Raw genomic sequence first — 15,240 nt, 5'->3', positions numbered from 1 at the left:
ACGGAAGGTCAGAGGGCCGTCACGGGCTGTGCGTCCTCGGTAAAATATGCGTCTCGCAACCGATTTTCTGCCCCGGTAATTTGAACTGATCACAAGAAGGTCACTAGGGTCTCGCCTCGAACCCTCGCTTAGTTGATCACCCACTCGGGGTGACGGCGGTGGTACCCGCCCACCGGGTCTTCGGTAGGCGGCTGGAGGAAGAAGGAGCCGCCCGCGTGGCGTCCCACCGTCGTCCCAAGCAGCCGAGCCGCACCCGCGTGACCGTGCTCACCGCGACCGCCGCCGCTGCCGTGGCCCTCACCTCGCAGGGCGCCGCCCAGGCCGCGCCGAAGCCGAGCAAGGACGAGGTCAAGTCCAAGGTCGACAAGCTCTACGAGGACGCGGGGCGGGCCACCGACAAGTACAACGGGGCCAAGGAGAAGCAGGAGAAGCTGGAGAAGCAGATCGACGCTCTCCAGGACAAGGTCGCCGACGGCCAGGAGGAGCTCAACGAGCTGCGGGACGGCCTCGGTTCGATGGCCAGCGCGCAGTACCGCTCCGGCGGCATCGACCCCTCCCTCCAGCTCTTCCTCTCCTCCGACCCGGACAACTACCTCGACAAGGCGTCCACGCTCGACCAGCTCAGCAGCCAGCAGGTCGACGCGCTCCAGAAGATCCAGAAGAAGCAGCGGGACCTCGCGCAGAAGCGCAAGGAGGCCGCGGGCAAGCTCGACGACCTCGCGGACACCCGCGAGGAGCTCGGCAAGAAGAAGAAGGAAGTCCAGGGCAAGCTCGGCGAGGCGCAGAAGCTCCTCAACACGCTGACCGCCGACGAGAAGGCGGACCTGGCGGCCAAGGAGCAGAAGCGCGCGAGCCGCGCCGCCGACCAGCGCGCCGACCTCGGCGACGAGGCCCCCGCCTCCAACCGTGGTGCCGCGGCCCTGAGCGCCGCGGCGACGCAGATCGGCAAGCCGTACGTCTCCGGCGGCACCGGCCCCAACTCCTACGACTGCTCCGGGCTCACCCAGTGGGCGTTCGCGCAGGCCGGTGTCTCCATCACCCGGACCACGTACACCCAGCAGAACGACGGCACGAGGATCGGCCGCGGCGAGCTGAAGCCCGGCGACCTGGTCTTCTTCAACAACCTCGCGCACGTCGGCTTCTACGCCGGCAACGGCCAGGTCCTGCACGCCCCGAAGCCGGGCGCCAACGTCCGCTACGAGTCGATGTCCTACCTCGGCACCTTCCAGTTCGGCGTCCGCGTCTGACCCACGGAGCCCCGCTCCGCCCGACGTCACCGGCCCCCCGGAACCGTCCGAACGGGCGAATTCCGGCAACTCCCGCTGACCCCGCGCCCCGTTGATGACCTGCGTCTGAGGCGGGGCGCAGGGCTGTCCGCACCCATCCGGGTCGTTGGCCCTCCTCTGGTCGCACGGCTACTGTCGGCGCGCATTCCCCCGCAGAGCCGGGGGTCGTCCAGCGGAAGGGAGAGCGGCGCCAAGTGGGCTCACACCGCCGTCCCGCAGAGCCCGGCACCGACCGGAGCACGCGCGTCACCGTCATCTCGGCGGCGGCGGCCACGGCCGCCGCCGCCCTGGCCGCCGCCCCCGCGGGCGCCGCCCCGCAGGACAGGCCCTCCGACACCCGGGCCAAGGTCGACCGGCTCTACGAGGAGGCCGAGCGGGCCACCGAGGCGTACAACGACGCCGACGAGCGCACGGACAAGCTGCGGACACAGGTGAAGCGGGCCAAGGACAGCGTCGCCCGCGGCCAGGAGCGCATCAACCTGATGCGCGGCGCGCTCGGCGCGCTCGCCGAGGAGCAGTACCGCGAGGGCGGCATCGGCCCCGCCCTTCAGCTCATGCTCTCCTCCGACCCCGACGGCTACCTCGACCGGGCCTCGGTCCTCGACCGCGTCACCCTCCGGCACACCGGTGAACTCACCGATCTCCAGAAGGCCCAGCGCGGCCTCGCCAGGGAGCGCGCCGAGGCCGGCCGCAAGCTCGCCGCGCTGGAGAGGAGCCGCGCCGTCGTCGCCCGCCACAAGCGCACCGTCGAGCACAAGCTCGCCCGGGCGAGACGGCTGGTCAACTCGCTCACCGGCAAGGAGCGCGACGCGTACGACAGGTCATCGCGCTCCGGCGGCCGCGCCGGTCTGGTGGAGCCGGGGGGCGCCGCGTCGTCGCGCGCCGCGGCCGCCCTGGCCGCCGCCAGGTCCGCGGTGGGCCGCCCGTACGTGTGGGGGGCCAACGGGCCGTCCGGCTTCGACTGTTCGGGCCTCACGCAGTGGTCGTACGCCCAGGCCGGGGTCGGGCTGCCGCGCACCTCGCAGGCGCAGCGGTACGCCGGACGGCAGGTCTCCCTCGCCGAGGCGAAGCCCGGCGACCTCGTCGCCTACCGCGACGACGCGAGCCACATCGGGATGTACGTCGGCGACGGCCAAGTGGTGCACGCCCCCTACCCCGGGGCGCCGGTCCGCTACGACCCGGTCGGCATGATGCCGGTCTCCTCCGTGACCCGGATCTGACCGGCCGCCCGCCCGGCACGCCCCGTACGATCGGGAAGGTGGCTGGTCACGGGCGTGGGTCGGGGAGGGTGGCGCTGTGCGTCGCGCTCTGCCTCGCCGTGCTCGCCGGATGCGGCGGCGACCCGGTCCCCGACCCCGCCGCGGGCGACGTGCGCAGGCTCCTGGAGCGCAGGGCACACGCCGTACGGGAACGGGACGAGGAGGCGTACGAACGCACCGAGCGGAGCGCGGCCGGGGAGCGCGCTCCCGCGGACCTCTTCGCCAACGTCCGCGACGTGCCGCTCGACGCGTGGGAGTACCGCCTGACCGGCCTGGACCGCTCGGGCGCGAAGGCCACCGCGCGCGCCGAACTCAGCTACCGCGTCAAGGGCTACGACAGCGCCCCGCGCACCGCCGAGCGCACGCTCGCCCTGGAGCGGCACGACGGACGGTGGTACGTCACCTCGGAGCGGCCCGCACGGAAGGCGGGCCAGCAGCTCTGGGACCAGGGGCGGGTGCGGGCCGAGCGGGGCAGGCACAGCCTCGTCCTCGGGGTCGGGCGGAGCGCGGAGGAACGGCGCGCCTACCGCGACCTCGCCGACCGGGCGGTGCCCGCCGTGAACGAGGCGTGGCGGGAGAAGTGGCCCGGCAAGGTCGTCGTCCTCGTCCCCCGCACGCTGGACGGCATGGCGGGCCTGCTGGGGGCGCCCGCCGCCGGGTACCGGGGGATCGCGGCGGTCACCACCGGCGAGGTCGGCGGCTCCGGGCGGGCCCCCGCCGACCGCGTCATCGTCAACCCCGAGGCGTACGGCGTCCTCAGCGGCTTCGGCAAGCAGGCCGTCCTGACCCACGAGACGGTCCATGTGGCGACCCGCGCCCATACCTCGCGGGCCACCCCGCTCTGGCTCTCCGAAGGCTTCGCTGACTGGGTGGCCTACCGCGGCACGGGACGCACCGCCGCGCAGGCCGCGCCCGAGCTGCGGCGCGCGGCTCAGCGCGAGCGGCTGCCGGCCACGCTCCCGGCCGACGCGGACTTCGGCTTCGGCGGCGGGGCCGAGCGGCTCGCCGGGGCCTACGAGGGCTCATGGCTGGCCTGCCGGATGATCGCGGAGCGGTGGGGCGAGAAGAGGCTGGTGGAGTTCTACCGGGCCGTGGGCGCCCACGAGAAGCGGCCGGGCGCGGTCGAGGACGCGCTGCGGGACGTACTGGACACCACCCAGGAGGAGTTCACGGCGCGCTGGCGCACGTATCTGCGCTCCGAGCTCCGCTGACCGCCCCTCGCGCCGGCCGCCGCAGCGGGTCACGCGGCTCGCAGACGCATCGGCGCCACAGGTTCCGGCAGGCGAGCAGGGCCGCCGCGACCAGCAGGCCGTTGCGTACGAGGAGCAGGGCCACGCCCAGCGGATCACTGGCCACCACGTGCGAGAACCAGACGGGGAACTCCAGGAACGTCACGAACGTGGCGAGGAGGACGAGCCGGACGGGGAGCTCCATGCGGCTCGTGCGGAACGCCAGGCAGACGGCGCCGACGCCGACCAGCCACAGCATGTACTGCGGGCTGATCACCCGGCTCGTCGTGGTGAAGAGCAGCACGGCCACGAAGGCCGCGTCCGCGAGCGTGGCCGCCGACCAGGCCCGGGCGCGCAGCCGCCAGACCAGGAGCCAGCCGAGGGCGGCCAGGGTCAGCGCCTGCGCCGCCGTGCTGACCAGCGGGACGTGCGGGCCGAGGAATTCCACCGAGCCGTAGTTGAGCCGGACCTCGCCCCGCCAGCCGAGGTGGCGCCCGACGTGGAAGGCGAGGGCGCCGAGCGACTCCACCTCCGTGCCGCGGTCGCGCTGGAACGTGAGGAACGCGAGCGCCCCCGGCATCGACACCAGGAACGCCAGCGTGACGCCGAGGGACGTGACCGCGGCCGCCGTCCAGGAGCGGCCGGTGGCCCGGCCGCGCGGGGTGCCGACGAGCAGCAGCACCGGCCAGACCTTCAGCAGCGCGCCGAACCCCGCCAGCGCCCCCAGCGTGCGCGGGTGCCGGGCCCCGGCGAGCAGCGCGGCGACCGCGACGGCGGTGACGAGGATGTCGTAGCGGGCGTACACGGTCGGCCCGAGCAGCGGCACCCCCACGGCCCACACGACGAGGCCGCGCGGCGACCTGCCGTCCCGCCGCCCCGCGTACAGGAGCAGCGCGGACACCACGGCGTCGGCGAGGAAGGCCAGGAGGTAGAAGGCCGAGGAGTAGTCGAGGAAGGACAGCAGGGCGGGGGAGAGCACCGCGAGGGCGGCGCCGGGCGGGTACTGCCAGGTGACGTCGTCCAGGGGGAAGGTGCCGGTGCGCAGGATCTCGTACCAGCCCTGGTAGATGACGGAGACGTCGCTGGTCACGTCGGGCCCGGGGGCGGTGAGCACATGGAAGACGCAGAGCAGCAGCACGGCCCTGGTGAGGACCCAGAAGATCAGGATGCGCGCCATACGTGCGCCTCGCCCCTTCAGCCTGCTTGCCGGTCTGTCCGCGCCTGCTCGCCCATCTGTCCGCCGTGGTCATGATGCCGGGCGGGCCGGGGGAGGGCGAAGAGGCGGGGCCGAGTGCCGCTTCGGTACTGTCGGGCGCGATGCACAAGACCCTGATCGTCACGAACGACTTCCCGCCCAGGCCCGGTGGCATCCAGGCGTTCCTGCACAACATGGCGCTGCGCCTGGACCCCGAGCAGCTCGTCGTCTACGCCTCCACCTGGAAGCGCGGCCGCGAGGGAGCCGAGGCCACCGCCGCCTTCGACGCCGAGCAGCCCTTCCGGGTCGTACGCGACCCCACGACGATGCTGCTCCCGACCCCGCGGGTCACCCGGCGCGCGGTCTCGCTCCTGCGGGAACACGGGTGTACGTCGGTGTGGTTCGGGGCGGCGGCGCCGCTGGGGCTCATGGGCTCCGCGCTGCGGAAGGCGGGCGCCACGCGGCTGGTCGCCACCACCCATGGCCACGAGGCCGGCTGGGCGCAGCTTCCCGCCTCGCGGCAACTGCTCCGGCGCATCGGCGAGTCGACGGACACGATCACCTACCTCGGTGAGTACACCCGGTCGCGCGTCGCCGCCGCGCTGACGCCCGCCGCGGCGGGGCGGATGGTGCAACTGCCGCCCGGCGTCGACGAGAAGACCTTCCACCCCGGTTCGGGGGGCGACGCGGTGCGGGCGCGGCTCGGCCTGACGGACCGGCCGGTGGTCGTCTGCGTCTCACGGCTCGTCCCCCGCAAGGGGCAGGACACGCTGATCCTGGCCATGCCGGCGATCCTGGCGCGGTCGCCGGAGGCGGTCCTGCTGATCGTCGGGGGCGGCCCCTACGAGGCGGACCTCCGCAAGCTGGCCGCCGAGACGGGGGTGGCTGCCTCCGTCCGCTTCACCGGGGCGGTGCCGTGGTCGGAGCTCCCCGCGCACTACGGAGCGGGCGACGTCTTCGCCATGCCGTGCAGGACGCGGCGGGGCGGCCTGGACGTGGAGGGCCTGGGCATCGTCTACCTGGAGGCTTCGGCGACGGGCCTGCCGGTGGTCGCCGGCGACTCCGGCGGCGCCCCTGACGCCGTCCTGGACGGCGAAACGGGCTGGGTCGTCCGAGGGGGCGCCCCCTCGGAGGTGGCGGACCGCATCTCCACGCTCCTGGCGGACCCGGAGCTCCGCTCCCGCATGGGCGCGCGGGGCCGCGCCTGGGTGGAGGACCGCTGGCGCTGGGACCTCCTGGCAGAACGCCTCAAGGAACTCCTGTAGCAGGTACGGGCGAGCTGCCGCTGCCGCTTGCGGTTCGTAGGCGACTGACCCGCCGCGGGGGCTTGTCGCGCAGTTCCCCGCGCCCCTTGGCAGGGCCTCGATCGGCGTCCGTCAAGGGGCACGGCGGAAGGGAAAGCGGGGCGAAGCCCCGGCTTTCAGGGGCGCGGGGAACTGCGCGAGCGACCACGACGAGACCGAGAGCCGCAAAGAGGCAAGGCCCCCCCCCACGGCGAGTGGGCGCGGGACCGCTCACGCTACCCGCGGTAAATCGCCTCGATCTCGTCCGCATAGTCCTTCGCCACCACGTTCCGCTTCAGCTTCAGCGACGGAGTCAGATGTCCCGACTCCTCCGTGAACTGCGACGCGAGGACCCGGAACTTCCGGACGGACTCCGCCTTGGAGACCGCCGCGTTGCCGTCGTCCACGGCACCCTGGATCGCCGCCAGGAGATCCGCGTCGTCACGGAGGGAGGCCGCGGAGGACCCCGCGGGCTTCCCGTGCTCCGCGGCCCACCGCCCGAGGAACTCGTCGTCGACCGTGACGAGCGCCCCCACGAAGGGCCGGCCGTCCCCGACGACCATGCACTCGGCGACGAGCGCGTGCGCGCGGATACGGTCCTCGATCACCGCGGGCGCGACGTTCTTGCCGCCCGCCGTCACGATGATCTCCTTCTTGCGGCCGGTGATCCGCAGATACCCGTCCTCGTCGAGCGTGCCGATGTCACCCGTGTGGAACCAGCCGTCCGCGAGGGCCTCTTCCGTGGCGCCCTCGTTGTTCCAGTAGCGGGAGAAGAGGTGCTCCCCGTGGAGGAGGACCTCGCCGTCGTCCGCTATCCGTACGACCGAGCCCGGCAGCGGCTGCCCCACCGTGCCGATCTTCTGCCGGTCCCACGGGTTGAAGGCGGTGGCCGCGCAGGACTCGGTCAGGCCGTAGCCCTCGAGGACCGTGAAGCCGATGCCGCGGAAGAAGTGGCCGAGGCGCTCGCCGAGCGGGGCGCCGCCGGAGATCGCGTACTCGCCGCGTCCGCCCAGGACGGCCCGCAGCTTGCTGAAGACCAGCCTGTCGAAGACCATGTGCTTGATCTTCAGGCCGATGGACGGCCCCGCGGCGGTGTCCAGCGCGCGGCTGTACGCGATCGCCGTGTCCGCGGCCTTGTCGAAGATCTTGCCCTTGCCGTCGGCCTGCGCCTTGGCGCGCGCCGAGTTGTAGACCTTCTCGAAGACGCGCGGGACGCCGAGGATCATGGTCGGCCGGAAGGAGGCGAGCTCGTCCGTGAGGTTCTTGACGTCCGGCGCGTGGCCCAGCTTGATCGGCGCCATCAGCGCGGCGACCTCGACGAGACGCCCGAAGACGTGCGCGACGGGCAGGAAGAGCAGGACCGAGCACTCGCCCGTGCGGAACAGGGGCTTGAGGCGCTCCACCACGTTGCCGCACTCCGCGAAGAAGCTGCGGTGGGTGAGGACGCAGCCCTTGGGGCGGCCCGTGGTGCCGGAGGTGTAGACGATGGTGGCCGGGTCGTCGGCGCCGGCGGCGGCACAGCGCTCGTCGACGGTCACGTCCGTCACCTCGGCGCCGGCGCGCCACAGCTCCTCGATGCCGCCCGAGTCGATCTGCCAGACGTGGTCGAGGGCGGGCAGCCCCGCGCGCACGGACTCGACGGTGGCGGCGTGCGCGTCCAGTTCGACGACGCAGGCCACGGCACCCGAGTCGCCGAGGATCCACTGGATCTGCTCGGCCGAGCTCGTCTCGTACACCGGCACGGTCACCGCGCCCGCGCTCCAGATGGCGAAGTCGAGGAGGGTCCACTCGTAACGGGTGCGGGACATCAGGCCGACGCGGTCGCCCGGACGCACTCCGGAGGCGATGAGGCCCTTGGCGGTGGCACGGACCTCGGCGAGGAAGGTCTTGGCGTCGACGTCCTGCCAGCGTCCATCGACCTTGCGGCCGATGACGGCGACATCCGGATGCTGCGAGGCATTTCTGCGGACGATGTCGGTCAGATTGCCGTCCGCGGGGACCTCGTACAGGGCCGGAAGGCTGAACTCGCGCAAGACTGCTGCTCCTACATAGGGCACCGGCGCCACGACGTCGTGTGCTGCGACGGTGCGGTCCAAGATCGGGCAGGTGCTCAGTCGAAGTGGGTCGAAGTGGGGGGCCGAGCACTACTGGACTGCCCGGACGTTACCCATGGGTATGGCTTGTTCGGTAGGGGGGCGGGCTCAGATGTTCGGTGCGTCACACGTCGTCGTGGTCTGCGTGGCACAGTACGCCACCGGCTTCCCGACTTGGAAGTAACCGCAGGTCCGGCCGGGCGACCGGAGCCCCTACCCGCCGCGCGGCGGCCGATCTAGGGTGATCGGCATGCCAGCTTTCCGGGTCAATGTGGTCAGTGACGTGCACGGCAACGCGGAGGCCCTCGCTCGCGCGGGGGAGGGCGCCGACGCGTTGGTCTGCCTCGGTGACCTCGTGCTCTTCCTCGACTACGCCGACCACTCGCGCGGCATCTTCCCCGACCTCTTCGGCACGGAGAACGCCTCCCTGCTGGTGGAGCTGCGCACCGCCCGCCGCTTCGAGGAGGCCAGGGAGCTGGGCAGGCGGCTCTGGGCGGGCGTCGATCGCGGGCCCGCGATCGAGGCGGCCGTCCGCAAGCAGTACGCGGAACTGTTCGCCGCGTTCCCCACGCCGACGTACGCCACGTACGGGAACGTCGACATACCGGCCCTGTGGCCCGCGTACGCCCGTCCCGGCACCACCGTCCTGGACGGCGAGCGGATCGAGATCGGCGGGCGTGTCTTCGGCTTCGTCGGCGGCGGCCTGCGCACCCCGATGCGGACCCCCTACGAGATCAGCGACGAGGAGTACGCCGCCAAGATCGAGGCGGTCGGTGAGGTCGACGTCCTGTGCACGCACATCCCGCCGGATATGCCCGAACTTCTGTACGACACCGTGGCCCGCCGCTTCGAGCGCGGCAGCCGGGCGCTGCTCGACGCGATCCGCAGGACCCGGCCGAGGTACGCGCTCTTCGGCCACGTCCACCAGCCGCTGGTCCGGCGCATGCGCGTCGGCGCCACGGAGTGCGTGAACGTCGGGCACTTCGCCGGGTCCGGCAGGCCCTGGGCCCTGGAGTGGTGAGCACGGGGCCGCGCGGTAGCCTTCACGCGGTGGACACCACCTCGGACATCCCCTTGTACCGGACCGCATCTGGAGGAGCCACGGCCATGGCCGAACACACCAGCTCGAGCATCACGATCGAGGCGGCACCGGCCGAGGTCATGGCGGTGATCGCCGATTTCGGGCGGTACCCGGACTGGACGGGCGAGGTGAAGGAGGCCGAGGTCCTGGCCACCGACGAGCAGGGCCGCGCCAAAGAGGTCCGCCTCGTCATGGACGCGGGCGCGATCAAGGACGACCAGACGCTCGGCTACACCTGGACCGGCGACAACGAGGTGAGCTGGACCCTCGTCAAGTCGCAGATGCTGCGCTCGCTGGACGGCTCGTACCTCCTGAAGCCCGCCGGTTCCGGCACGCAGGTCACCTACCGGCTGACCGTCGACGTCAAGATCCCCATGCTCGGCATGATCAAGCGCAAGGCCGAGAAGGTCATCATCGACCGTGCCCTCGCGGGCCTGAAGAAGCGCGTGGAGTCCTCCGGGTGACCGGCCGGGCTCCTCGGGGCCCGCTCCTTCGGCGGCCGGGGGCCGGGGCGCCTGACGTACCGTTCACTCCTATGCGCACCCTCCTCGTCACCGGTCCCGGCGGCTCCGGGCGGACCACCGTCGCCGCTGCCGCCGCGCTCGCCTCGGCGCGGGCCGGGCGGCGGGTTCTCGTGATCTCCGCCGACCGTGGTGACACCCTCGGGACGGTCCTCGGCGGGGCCGACGCGCACCCCGGGGTCACCGCACGGTGCCTCGCCCCCGACGACCGCTTCCGGGACGACCTGCTCGCGCTCCAGGAACGCGCCGCCTCCGCCTTCGACCTGCTCGGTGCCGAGCGGATCGACGGCGACGAGCTGACCCCGCTGCCCGGAGCCGATGAGCTGGCCCTGCTGCGCGCGCTGCGCGACGCCGGGCGGGCGACCGCGTACGACACCGTCGTCGTCGACCTGCCGGCCACCCCCAAGGCCCTCGCCGTCCTCGCCCTGCCGGAACAGCTCCGCCGCTATCTGCGCAGGCTGCTGCCGCCCGAGCGGCAGGCGGCCCGCGCGCTGCGCCCCATGCTTGGCCGTCTCGCGGGCGTCCCCATGCCGGCCGCCTGGCTGTACGAGACCGCCGCCCGCTGGGAGGGGGAACTCGCCGCCGCCCAAGCCGTGATCGAGGACCCCGCCACCACCGTCCGCCTGGTCGCGGAGCCGGGCCCCGCGGGCACCGACGCCGTCGGCAGGAGCGCCACCGGGCTCGCCCTGTACGGGCTGCGCACCGACCTCGTGATCGCCAACCGGGTCCTTCCCGACGCCTCCGCCGACACCTGGCTCGCCGCGCTCCGCGCCCAGCAGGACAAGGCACTGGCCGAGTGGGAGACCACGTACGACCACGTCCACCGGGTCCGCCACCTCGGGCACGACCCGCGCGGCGCCGACGACCTCGCCGCCCTCGGCGTGCCCGCCCCGGCCGACGCGCCCGCCCCCGCCGAGTGGCCCGTCACCCGTGCCGGCGACGACGACGGCGGCGGCGACAGCTACGTATGGCACATCCCGCTCCCCGGCGCCCGGCGCGAGGAACTGGGCCTGGTCCGGCACGGCGACAGCCTCGTCGTCACCGCGGGCCCCTTCCGCCGCGTCCTGACCCTCCCGTCGGCGCTGCGCCGCTGCACCGTCGCGGGCGCCGCTCTTCGCGAGGGCGAGCTGCGGGTGCGCTTCACGCCGGACCCGGCCCTGTGGCCGCGCGCACAGTGAACGGGATGCCGCCATTCGGGTAACGTCGAGTGGTATGAGCGATGCCACGGAGCGCGAAGCCCCCGAAGCCGACGCCGACGCCTGGGAGAAGGCGTGCGCCGAGGATCTGGCGGAGGAGAAGGCCCGCCGCCGCGAGCAGTACGGGCAGCCGCCCGGCTCGGCGGCCGAGGAGCTGCGCAAGCTCGTCGACGCCGTCTCGGAGAAGCTCTCCGGGCTTCAGACGCCGCTGCTCGGCGCGGTCGCCCAGGGCGCCGTCGAGCAGACCCTGAAGCAGGTCGTCAGGGAGGCGAAGGCCGTGGTCGAACCGGTCATCGAGCGCAACCCCGACGTCTTCGACCACCTCGCGGCGGCCGGCTCCGAGCTGCTCGCCGCCTACCGCTCGGCGGCCCGGGGCCAGGAGGGCCGCTGGACCCGCGGTGACACGGGCGGGGCGGCCGACGGCCCCGCGGCAGGCCAAGGCCGCGGTGACGAGGGCTTCTCGGCGGGTGAACACATCGATCTGGACTGACCCCCCTCGGGTACGGTGGGCCGTAGCGGGGCTCGATCGAACTGAGGGATTCATGGGACTCACCATCGGCGTCGACATCGGCGGCACCAAGATCGCGGCCGGAGTGGTCGACGAGGAAGGCAACATCCTCTCGACGTTCAAGGTGCCGACCCCGGGTACTTCCGAGGCAATCGTCGACGCGATCGCCTCCGCCGTGGAGGGCGCGCGGGCCGGCCACGCGATCGTCGGCGTCGGCATCGGCGCCGCGGGCTACGTCAACCGCCAGCGCTCCACGGTCTACTTCGCGCCGAACATCGACTGGCGGCAGGAGCCGCTCAAGGACGAGGTCGAGAAGCGCGTGGGCCTCCCGGTCGTCGTGGAGAACGACGCCAACGCCGCGGCCTGGGGCGAGTACAAGTTCGGCGGCGGCAAGGGCCACCGCAACGTCATCTGCATCACGCTCGGCACCGGCCTCGGCGGCGGCATCATCATCGGCAACAAGCTGCGCCGCGGCCACTTCGGCGTGGCCGCCGAGTTCGGCCACATCCGGATGGTCCCGGACGGCCTGCTCTGCGGCTGCGGCAGCCAGGGCTGCTGGGAGCAGTACGCGTCGGGCCGCGCCCTCGTGCGGTACGCCCGCCAGCGTGCCAACGCCACGCCCGAGCGCGCCGAGTACCTCCTGTCCCTCGGCGACGGCAGCCCCGAGGGCATCGAGGGCAAGCACATCTCGATGGCCGCGCGGCAGGGCGACGCGGTCGCCATCGACTCCTACCGCGAGCTGGCCCGCTGGGCCGGTGCGGGCCTCGCCGACCTGGCGTCGCTCTTCGACCCGTCCGCGTTCATCGTCGGCGGCGGCCTCTCGGACGAGGGGGATCTGGTCCTCGACCCGATCCGCAAGTCCTTCAAGCGCTGGCTCGTCGGTGCGGCCTGGCGCCCGCAGGCCGAGGTCATCGCCGCCCAGCTCGGCAACAAGGCGGGTCTGGTGGGCGCCGCCGACCTGGCGCGGGAGCCCGACCCCGTCATGTGAGCCGCGGTTCGTCCGACCGTGCCCGCCGTGCCCCGCAGGGGAAGCGGCGGGCACTGTCGTATCTTGATCGCCATGTCGACGAGTCCGCTGGCCTCCCTCCCCAACTCCCGCACCGAAGAGGACGGTTCGGCCGTCGTCCGGGTGCTCAGCTACAACATCCGCTCGATGCGGGACGACACCGCCGCGCTCGCCCGTGTCATCGCCGCCTGCGCGCCCGACCTCGTCCTGGTCCAGGAGGCGCCCCGGTTCTTCCGCTGGCGCAAGAAGCTGGCCCGCCTCGCGCGCGCCGCCGACCTGGTGATCCTCTCGGGCGGCGGCAGTGCGGCCGGGCCCGCGCTGCTCTGCTCGCTGCGGGCCACCGTCGAGCGGACCGAGGACGTCCTGCTCCCGCTCACCCCGGGCCTGCACCGGCGCGGCTTCGCGACCGCCGTGGTCCGCTTCGGCGGCGCCCGGCTCGGCGTACTGAGCTGCCACCTGAGCCTCCAGACCGACGAGCGGTACGCGCAGGGCGGGCTGCTGCTCGACCGGCTCGCCGGGATGGGCGTGGAGCACGCGGTCGCGGGCGGTGACCTCAACGAGCGGCCCCGGGGCCGGACCTTCCGCAGACTCGCCTCGGCGCTCCAGGACTGCTGGGCCACGAAGCCCTGGGGCGGCGAGCACACCTCCACGCCCGCCGACCCCCACCAGCGCATCGACGCCATCCTCGCCACGCCGGGCATCGAGGTGCTCGGCTGCGGGGTGCCGGCGGGGCTGCCGGGCGTGACGGAGACAGACCTGAGGGCGGCCACGGACCACCTCCCGGTCCTGGCCGCCCTCAGGGTTCCCCCGTCCCGATAGGGCCCACGAGGCGAGCGCTCGGTGAGACCTACGGGCGCTGCCGCACCTTGTCGACGACCGCCCACTCGACCGTGTGCGAAAGCTGGATGTACGTCCTCTTGCCGTCCCGCGAGATCCGCTCGTCACGGAAGCCCAGGAATTCGTAGGACGTCGCGTCGAAGATCAGGTACCTGCCCTTGAAGTGGCCCGGGTAGGCGATCCCCACACCGGTACGCCCGGCGGAGTCCTTGACCCCTTCGACCGTCTTGACGCCGGGCACGAGCGCCAGCCCTTCGTAGGCCGCGGCGCGCAGCCCTTCGGGTAGTGCCGGCGCCTTCAGGAGCTCGCCGAGCAGGAAGTAGGCCTGCCACCGTTCGTCCTTGGTGAGTTCGCTGACCGGCTTGTCGGAGGTGCCATCGGCAACGATGGCCGGGACGAGCTTCCCGGGGTCGGTGGGCAGCTTCTTCAGCTCGTCCCACCTGCGGGGCGGCCACACCTCCTCGCCCTTCTCCAGGGGCTCCTCCCACATGCTCTTGCCGAGCTCCATGGACAAGGAGCGCCGGGAGCCGTCCACCGAGTCCCACATCTCGTCGGTGTAGGTCCTGACCTCGCCGGTCTTCCGCTCCGTCTCCCTGATGATCCGCTTGGAGTAGAGGAACTGGTCGTCGCGGGGCACCACGGTCTGCTTCTTGTGCTCCCGCTCCCAGGCGGCCGCGCCGCTGAGCACCTTCGCCGCGGCGACGTTGGCCACGGTCGGGGAGCCGGCGGCGGGCGGCCTGGCCTGCTCACCTTCCTGAGTGCCGTCGACGGCGACCAGGACGGTCGCGGCCACCGCGGCCGTCACGAGGCCGGCGAGGGCGATACGCAGCACCGGCCGACGTCCCAACGGCCGTACCGCTGCGGGCTGTTCGTTCATCGCGGCGAACAGACGGATACGCGCCCGGTGGCGCGTCTCGTCGTCCAGCGGGGGAGCCCCCGCCTCCCAGCCGCGCAGTTCATCGAGTTCATTCATGAGCGTGTGCCTCCCGGAAAGCTGTCGGATCGGATCCGCCCAGTGCTTCGCGCAACGACCTGCGGGCCCGGTGCAGCCGTGATCTGACGGTGCCGACAGGCACCCCCAACGCCTGGGCCGTCTCCTCGTAGTCGAGGCCGGCCCACGCCACCAGGAGCACCACGTCGCGGTGGCGGGCGGAGAGCCCGGCCAGGGCGTCCGCCAGCTCACCACGCACCCCCCGGGCACCCGCGCGGGCGATCGCGAGATCGGCGACCGGCTCCTCGTGCGGCACCGGGGCGGGCACCCGGGCGAGGGCCTTGAACCGGCGCGCCTCCGCCCTGCGGTGCCTGCCGATGAGGTTGGTCGCGATGCCGAACAGCCAGGGGCGGGCGTCGGCCCGCGCCAGGTCGTAGCGGTGGCGCTCCTTGAAGGCGGTGGTGAAGGTGTCCGCCATCAGATCCTCCGCCGCCTCGGGACCGAGCCGGCGGGCCGCGTACCGGTACACGGAGTCGGCATGCCGGTCGAAGAGGGCGGCGAACTGCTCGGGCTCGTCCCGGGACCGCTCGATGGACCAGGCGTCGCTCTGTTCGCGCTGCCCCAGGGACGGCGGGACGCCGGGTTCGACGGTCATCGGGGCTCCTTTCGTTCGTGTGAACGCCTCGAAGGCTTGGGCTCGTTCGGTTGATTCACCTCTTCTTCGCCGCTCGGCGGGATCGGGTTCCATCGGCGTACGGGACATGAGTGAGGCCCGTCCGGAGAAGTTCCGGACGGGCCTCGGGGAGCTCGGGGGT

Annotated in this window: 14 protein-coding genes; 10 read left to right on the top strand and 4 right to left on the bottom strand. The window is 72.9% G+C overall.

The features are described from left to right. Positions 1 to 215 precede the first annotated feature (215 nt). From ACRAKF_RS11750 to ACRAKF_RS11740, 3 genes are all read left to right on the top strand, one after another. Positions 216 to 1,247, top strand: a complete 1,032-nt coding sequence (locus tag ACRAKF_RS11750; RefSeq protein WP_447036917.1) for an NlpC/P60 family protein — start codon at positions 216 to 218, stop codon at positions 1,245 to 1,247. A 233-nt stretch (positions 1,248 to 1,480) separates the two neighbouring features. Further along, positions 1,481 to 2,506: an NlpC/P60 family protein gene (locus tag ACRAKF_RS11745; protein WP_447036916.1), complete on the top strand. Its 1,026-nt coding sequence runs from the start codon at positions 1,481 to 1,483 to the stop codon at positions 2,504 to 2,506. Positions 2,507 to 2,544: 38 nt separating this feature from the next. Further along, entirely contained in the window at positions 2,545 to 3,756 is a 1,212-nt protein-coding gene (locus ACRAKF_RS11740; RefSeq protein WP_447036915.1) for a hypothetical protein, read from the top strand. On the opposite strand, the gene ACRAKF_RS11735 is transcribed toward ACRAKF_RS11740, so the two are convergent. Further along, a complete protein-coding gene (locus ACRAKF_RS11735; protein ID WP_447036914.1) occupies positions 3,713 to 4,951 on the bottom strand; it encodes a glycosyltransferase 87 family protein in 1,239 nt (412 codons plus the stop codon). The two genes, ACRAKF_RS11740 and ACRAKF_RS11735, sit on opposite strands and share 44 nt — an antisense overlap. A gap of 140 nt (positions 4,952 to 5,091) precedes the next feature. On the opposite strand from ACRAKF_RS11735, the gene ACRAKF_RS11730 reads away from it, so the two are divergent. Beyond that, on the top strand, positions 5,092 to 6,234 hold the full coding sequence (locus tag ACRAKF_RS11730; RefSeq protein ID WP_447036913.1) for a glycosyltransferase family 4 protein: 1,143 nt from the start codon (positions 5,092 to 5,094) through the stop codon (positions 6,232 to 6,234). A gap of 254 nt (positions 6,235 to 6,488) precedes the next feature. On the opposite strand, the gene ACRAKF_RS11725 is transcribed toward ACRAKF_RS11730, so the two are convergent. Next, complete coding sequence (locus ACRAKF_RS11725) at positions 6,489 to 8,285, bottom strand: AMP-dependent synthetase/ligase (protein ID WP_447036912.1); 1,797 nt, start codon at positions 8,283 to 8,285, stop codon at positions 6,489 to 6,491. Between the two features lie 331 nt (positions 8,286 to 8,616). On the opposite strand from ACRAKF_RS11725, the gene ACRAKF_RS11720 reads away from it, so the two are divergent. The 6 genes from ACRAKF_RS11720 to ACRAKF_RS11695 all read left to right on the top strand — a co-directional run bounded on the left by ACRAKF_RS11720 (position 8,617) and on the right by ACRAKF_RS11695 (position 13,476). Beyond that, positions 8,617 to 9,366, top strand: coding sequence for a metallophosphoesterase family protein (locus ACRAKF_RS11720; RefSeq protein WP_447041930.1), 750 nt, complete (start codon positions 8,617 to 8,619; stop codon positions 9,364 to 9,366). Between the two features lie 86 nt (positions 9,367 to 9,452). Further along, a complete protein-coding gene (locus ACRAKF_RS11715; protein WP_447036911.1) occupies positions 9,453 to 9,890 on the top strand; it encodes an SRPBCC family protein in 438 nt (145 codons plus the stop codon). 71 nt (positions 9,891 to 9,961) lie between these two features. Beyond that, on the top strand, positions 9,962 to 11,125 hold the full coding sequence (locus ACRAKF_RS11710) for an ArsA family ATPase (protein WP_447036910.1): 1,164 nt from the start codon (positions 9,962 to 9,964) through the stop codon (positions 11,123 to 11,125). Between the two features lie 34 nt (positions 11,126 to 11,159). Next, the gene (locus ACRAKF_RS11705; protein WP_447036908.1) at positions 11,160 to 11,633 is read left to right on the top strand and encodes a DUF5304 domain-containing protein; all 474 of its coding nucleotides are present in this window, start codon (positions 11,160 to 11,162) and stop codon (positions 11,631 to 11,633) included. Between the two features lie 52 nt (positions 11,634 to 11,685). After that, positions 11,686 to 12,639: an ROK family glucokinase gene (locus ACRAKF_RS11700; protein ID WP_447036907.1), complete on the top strand. Its 954-nt coding sequence runs from the start codon at positions 11,686 to 11,688 to the stop codon at positions 12,637 to 12,639. A gap of 72 nt (positions 12,640 to 12,711) precedes the next feature. Continuing rightward, a complete protein-coding gene (locus ACRAKF_RS11695) occupies positions 12,712 to 13,476 on the top strand; it encodes an endonuclease/exonuclease/phosphatase family protein (protein ID WP_447036906.1) in 765 nt (254 codons plus the stop codon). 28 nt (positions 13,477 to 13,504) lie between these two features. Here ACRAKF_RS11695 and ACRAKF_RS11690 read toward each other — a convergent pair whose 3' ends face one another. Both ACRAKF_RS11690 and ACRAKF_RS11685 read right to left on the bottom strand, forming a co-directional pair. Continuing rightward, the gene (locus ACRAKF_RS11690) at positions 13,505 to 14,467 is read right to left on the bottom strand and encodes a CU044_5270 family protein (RefSeq protein ID WP_447036905.1); all 963 of its coding nucleotides are present in this window, start codon (positions 14,465 to 14,467) and stop codon (positions 13,505 to 13,507) included. Then, positions 14,460 to 15,080, bottom strand: coding sequence for an RNA polymerase sigma factor (locus tag ACRAKF_RS11685; RefSeq protein WP_447036903.1), 621 nt, complete (start codon positions 15,078 to 15,080; stop codon positions 14,460 to 14,462). The genes ACRAKF_RS11690 and ACRAKF_RS11685 overlap by 8 nt, the downstream gene beginning before the upstream one ends. Positions 15,081 to 15,240: the final 160 nt, after the last annotated feature.

It is taken from the genome of Streptomyces sp. DSM 118878, assembly GCF_052936595.1.
Note: the sequence above shows the minus strand (reverse complement) of the source record. Positions and strands in the feature narration are given on the sequence as shown.

Coding starts and splice junctions, on each gene's coding strand:
- ACRAKF_RS11735 (WP_447036914.1), bottom strand. CDS start 4,951: ATGGCGCGCATCCTGATCTTCTGGGTCCTCACCAGGGCCGTGCTGCTG.
- ACRAKF_RS11730 (WP_447036913.1), top strand. CDS start 5,092: ATGCACAAGACCCTGATCGTCACGAACGACTTCCCGCCCAGGCCCGGT.
- ACRAKF_RS11715 (WP_447036911.1), top strand. CDS start 9,453: ATGGCCGAACACACCAGCTCGAGCATCACGATCGAGGCGGCACCGGCC.
- ACRAKF_RS11710 (WP_447036910.1), top strand. CDS start 9,962: ATGCGCACCCTCCTCGTCACCGGTCCCGGCGGCTCCGGGCGGACCACC.
- ACRAKF_RS11705 (WP_447036908.1), top strand. CDS start 11,160: ATGAGCGATGCCACGGAGCGCGAAGCCCCCGAAGCCGACGCCGACGCC.
- ACRAKF_RS11700 (WP_447036907.1), top strand. CDS start 11,686: ATGGGACTCACCATCGGCGTCGACATCGGCGGCACCAAGATCGCGGCC.
- ACRAKF_RS11695 (WP_447036906.1), top strand. CDS start 12,712: ATGTCGACGAGTCCGCTGGCCTCCCTCCCCAACTCCCGCACCGAAGAG.
- ACRAKF_RS11690 (WP_447036905.1), bottom strand. CDS start 14,467: ATGAATGAACTCGATGAACTGCGCGGCTGGGAGGCGGGGGCTCCCCCG.
- ACRAKF_RS11685 (WP_447036903.1), bottom strand. CDS start 15,080: ATGACCGTCGAACCCGGCGTCCCGCCGTCCCTGGGGCAGCGCGAACAG.